The organism is Methylobacterium sp. CCH5-D2 (assembly GCF_001556475.1).
GTDB lineage: Bacteria > Pseudomonadota > Alphaproteobacteria > Rhizobiales > Beijerinckiaceae > Methylobacterium > Methylobacterium hispanicum.
In genome coordinates this window covers 1-4,222 of record NZ_LSIX01001163.1, presented here as the reverse complement: position 1 = coordinate 4,222, position 4,222 = coordinate 1, and the positions used below count along the sequence as shown (strand labels likewise).

Here is a 4,222-nt window from a genome sequence, read left to right as displayed (position 1 = left end):
GGCGGGTTGCGTGGGGCGGGGGACGATCGTCCAACCGGCGCCCGGTGGATCCGTTCACCCGCGGGCGTCGGTCGCCTCGTCAGGGCCAGGCACGCAGGATCGCGTCGGTCGGCGCGATCTCGATCTGCTCGCCGAAGCGGCTGCAGTAGAGGGTCACCATCGCGTCGTGGGTCTCGTCGGCCGAGCTGCACACCCCGTCGGCCGCGATCACCACCCGGTAGCCGCGATCGACCGCCCCGAGCACGGTGGCGAGCACGCAGACGTCGGTCTCCCCGCCCGTGATCACCACCGTGTCGGTTCCGAGGTCGCGCAGGTGCGCCTGGAGGTCCGGCTCGAGCCAGGGGGAGTAGGTCGCCTTGTCGAAGACCCGGGCGGGCGGCGCCAGCGCGGCGAGGCTCGGCAGCAGGTCGATCATCCCGGGCGCCAGCCGGTCGAGGGTCATGTTCGGCCAGCGCTCGTAGTAGCGCCGCCACGTGCCCGAGCAGACCTCCGCGCGCGCCGCCGGAACGAAGCGCGTGAAGGCCGTGCGCCCCGGATGCGCCGCGGTGATGCGCTCCACCTGCGGCAGGATGCGGCCGAGCCAGGGCGTGTGCCAGTCGGTCTTCTCGTGGAACAGACGCTGGACGTCCACGCAGACATGCGCCGTCCGCTCGCCCAGGTCGCCGAAACGCAGCCCCACTCCCCGCTTCATCCCGTTCGTCTCCTCCCGCGGGACGCCCGACGGGCCGGCCCCGGTCCCGGGGCCGGCCTCGCGCGGGGCGTCGGTCTTCTGAAGGGCAGGTCCGGAGAGCCGCTCCGGATGGGCCCGGCACCGAGGGGCGCCCGGTCGCGGGCCTCAGCCGATCTGCTCGTTCTGGGCGCCGCTGTCGGGCCGGGCCGGGCCGAGCACCGGCTCCTCGCCCATCGGCTCGTTCTGCACCACGCTGAACTCGCCCTTGCCGTCGAGGGAGGGCCCGCTGGTCCAGCGCCCGGCGGGCGGGGGCGTGCCGTCGCGGGCCGTGGCGAAGAAGTTGTAGTTGAACTTCTGGTGCTCCTCGCTCTGCGGGAAGGAGTTCGGGATCGGCAGCGCGCCCGCGGGGCCGCCGAGTTCCTCGATCACCGCGAGCCACTGCTCCTGATGCATCGTGTCGCGGGCGATCATGAAGTGCAGCATGTCCTTCATGCCGGGGTCGTTGGTGGCGTTAGAGAGGCGGACCGCCAGGGTCCGGCCGGTCGCCTCGGCGGCGACGTTGCAGTACATGTCCGCCGCGAGGTTGCCGCTGGCGTAGATGTGGCTCATGTCGAAGGGCACGCCCTCACAGTTGGCCGGGAAGGCCGCCATGCCGGTGGAGAGGATGTGCCGGTGCAGCATGCCCTCGACCATGTGGCGCGGGTTCTCGCCCCCCATCACGGCGCCCACCACCTTGTCGGCCGCGCCCGCCTCCTGGACCTTGGTCGGGGCGGTCTCGAGGTTCATCGCGACCGCGGTCGCCAGCATCTCGATATGGCCGATCTCCTCGGTGGCCGTATGGAGGAGCATGTCGCGATACTTCGTGGTCGGCCCGCGCGCGCCCCAGGCCTGGAAGAAGTACTGCATGCAGACGCGGATCTCGCCCTCGACGCCGCCGATCGCCTGCTGAAGCATGCGGGCGAAGACGGGATCCGGGCTCTCGACGCGGACCGGATATTGCAGGCGCTTGTCGTGGTAATACATGGGCTGGTCCTCAGCTCTCGGGTGCACGCAGGCAGGCGATTCGGGGCTCGTCCCGCACCGGCTTCCCCTCGGACGCGCCTGAAGACGCTGTCGGGGCCGGATCTTGGATGGTCGGAGCCTGTCCCCGCACGTCACCGTGGGCCGGCCGCGGGAGGTTGTACGTCCCGCGGTACGTCCGCTCGGTGCACGTCGAAGATACGTTGGGCTGAACCGCGCCTCGGACGGCTAAGTTCCGGCGCCGGAAGGCCGATTTCTATCGGAATGACTGATCTATGTTGTGAATGTACTGGGAATTGCCTCCGGTCTACTGCGTGCATGTGCGCGCGCGGCCGGTTCGGGCCGGTGCGGCGGGGGCGCTGCCGGCCTTGCGAGGGACGAACCCACGGCCGCTCCGGCGCGTTGCCTTTGCCGACGAGGGTGATGGGGTCCATGGGGTGTTGCGCGGAGCGCGGCCGGGACGGCGTTCCGGCGGCGCGAAGGAGGCGGCGATGGCGGACGCGGCACGATCCCTGACCGGCCGGCACGTGCTGGTGGTCGAGGACGACTACTTCATCATGGACGAGCTGCGGCAGAGCTTCGAGCGGAGCGGCGCCACGGTGCTCGGGCCGGTCGGCAGCGTCGAGGACGCCCTCGCGCTGGTCGAGCGCGCGCCGCGCATCGACGCCGCGGTGCTCGACATCAACCTGCACGGCGAGATGGCGTTCCCGGTGGCGGACGCCCTGCGGGCCCGCGCCATCCCGATCATCTTCGCCACCGGCTACGGCGCGGCCACGATCCCCGAGCGCTTCGCCGACGCGCCCCACTGCGAGAAGCCGGTCGAGCCGGAGATGATCGCCCGCCTGATCCTGGGGCAGGCCGGCGCGCCCACCGCGGCCTGAGGGGCTCGGGGCGGGCCGCCCGTCCTGCTCCGCCGGCCGATCATCCGATCGTCGCGGTCTCGGTCCTTCGGGATCGGGTGGACGACCCGGGAGCGCGCATGGGCCCGGGAGCATCGACGTGCCGTCGCGGCGCCGTGCCGGCGGATCTCGCGGCGATCTGCCGGCGCCGGGGTGGTCGGGCCCTTCCGTGAGGCGCCGCGCGGAGGCGCTGCGCGATGAGCCGGCCTCAGCGCGCCACGCTCCAGGTCGTCGTGCCGTCCTTGTTGTCCTTCACGGCCACGCCCAGGGCGGTGAGCGCGTCGCGGGCGCGGTCGGAGGCGGCCCAGTCCTTGGCGGCGCGGGCGGCCTTGCGCTCGGCGATCAGCCCCTCGACCCGCGCGACGTCGATCCCGGCAGCCTGCACGCTGGCCTCGGCGCGCGCGCTCGCCGTCTGGCCGAGCAGGCCGAGCAGGTTCGCCCCCGCCTTCAGCCGGGCCGGGTCGTCGAGCCGGTGGATCTCGGCGAGCGCCGCCGCGGTGTTGAGGTCGTCGAGCAACGGCTCCAGCACGCTCGGCGGCGCTTCCGCGGCGGGCGCCGCATCGCCGACCGCGGCGTACCAGCGCTCCAGCATCCGGCTCGATTCCTCGAGCCCGCGCGCCGTCCAGTCGATCGGCTGGCGGTAGTGCGTCTTGAGCATGTTGAGGCGCACGACCTCGCCGGGCCAGTCCTCGAGCACGTCCCGGATGGTGATGAAGTTGCCGAGTGACTTCGACATCTTCTCGCCCTCGACCTGCAGGAAGCCGTTGTGCAGCCACCAGTTGGCCATCACGGGCGTGCCGAAGCAGCAGCGGGACTGCGCCACCTCGTTCTCGTGGTGGGGGAAGATCAGGTCGATGCCGCCCGCGTGGATGTCGAAGGTCTCCCCCAGGTGCTTGGCCGACATCGCCGAGCACTCGATGTGCCAGCCGGGCCGGCCCGGTACCGCGATGCCGGCCGGCGAGTCCCAGGAGGGCTCGCCCGGCTTCGAGGGCTTCCAGAGCACGAAGTCGAGGGGCGAGCGCTTGTAGGGCGCGACCTCGACCCGGGCGCCGGCCTCCATCTCGTCGAGCGGCCGCTTCGACAACCTCCCGTAATCGGGCATCGAGGGCACGTCGAACAGGACGTGGTCCGCCGCCACGTAGGCGTGGCCGGCCTTCACCAAGCCCTCGATCATCGCGCACATCTCGCGGATGTGATCGGTGGCCCGCGGCTCGACGAAGCGGGGCGGCTCGCCCGGCCGGTTCACGTCCTCGGGCATCAGCACGCCGAGGTCGCGGATGTCCCGGTGGAACTGCGCCAGGGTGCCGTCGGTGAGTTCGCGGATGGTGATGCCGCGCTCGGCCGCGCGCGCGTTGATCTTGTCGTCCACGTCCGTGACGTTGCGGGCGTAGGTGACGTGGCCCGGCCCGTAGAGGTGGCGCAGCAGCCGGAAGAGCAGGTCGAAGACGACGATCGGGCGCGCGTTGCCGATATGGGCCGCGTCGTAGACCGTCGGGCCGCAGGCGTACATGCGCACGTTGCCGGGTTCGATCGGCGCGAACACGTCCTTGGTGCCGGTCAGCGTGTTGTAGAGCCGCAACATCGGCGCCATGAAACCCATCCTGTCTCTTATACACATCTCCGAGCCCACGAG

At 71.6% G+C, this 4,222-nt stretch carries 4 protein-coding genes; 1 reads left to right on the top strand and 3 read right to left on the bottom strand.

The genetic code is table 11. The features are described from left to right. Positions 1-79 precede the first annotated feature (79 nt). Both AX737_RS31585 and AX737_RS31580 read right to left on the bottom strand, forming a co-directional pair. Positions 80-691, bottom strand: a complete 612-nt coding sequence (locus tag AX737_RS31585; RefSeq protein WP_066928194.1) for a cysteine hydrolase — start codon at positions 689-691, stop codon at positions 80-82. 144 nt (positions 692-835) lie between these two features. After that, positions 836-1,693, bottom strand: a complete 858-nt coding sequence (locus AX737_RS31580; RefSeq protein ID WP_066928192.1) for a manganese catalase family protein — start codon at positions 1,691-1,693, stop codon at positions 836-838. A gap of 488 nt (positions 1,694-2,181) precedes the next feature. Here AX737_RS31580 and AX737_RS31575 point away from each other — a divergent pair, with 488 nt between their 5' ends. After that, positions 2,182-2,571 carry a response regulator gene (locus tag AX737_RS31575; RefSeq protein ID WP_066928190.1) on the top strand — a complete coding sequence of 130 codons (390 nt, stop codon included), beginning with the start codon at positions 2,182-2,184 and terminating at the stop codon, positions 2,569-2,571. Positions 2,572-2,797: 226 nt separating this feature from the next. Here the strand turns inward: AX737_RS31575 and cysS are convergent, their stop codons facing one another. Next, positions 2,798-4,180 carry a cysteine--tRNA ligase gene (gene cysS / locus AX737_RS31570; RefSeq protein WP_066928188.1) on the bottom strand — a complete coding sequence of 461 codons (1,383 nt, stop codon included), beginning with the start codon at positions 4,178-4,180 and terminating at the stop codon, positions 2,798-2,800. Positions 4,181-4,222 lie beyond the last annotated feature (42 nt).

Excerpts from the sequence above, each read along its gene's own strand:
- AX737_RS31585 (WP_066928194.1), bottom strand. The coding sequence starts at position 691 with ATGAAGCGGGGAGTGGGGCTGCGTTTCGGCGACCTGGGCGAGCGGACG.
- AX737_RS31580 (WP_066928192.1), bottom strand. The coding sequence starts at position 1,693 with ATGTATTACCACGACAAGCGCCTGCAATATCCGGTCCGCGTCGAGAGC.
- AX737_RS31575 (WP_066928190.1), top strand. The coding sequence starts at position 2,182 with ATGGCGGACGCGGCACGATCCCTGACCGGCCGGCACGTGCTGGTGGTC.
- cysS (WP_066928188.1), bottom strand. The coding sequence starts at position 4,180 with ATGGCGCCGATGTTGCGGCTCTACAACACGCTGACCGGCACCAAGGAC.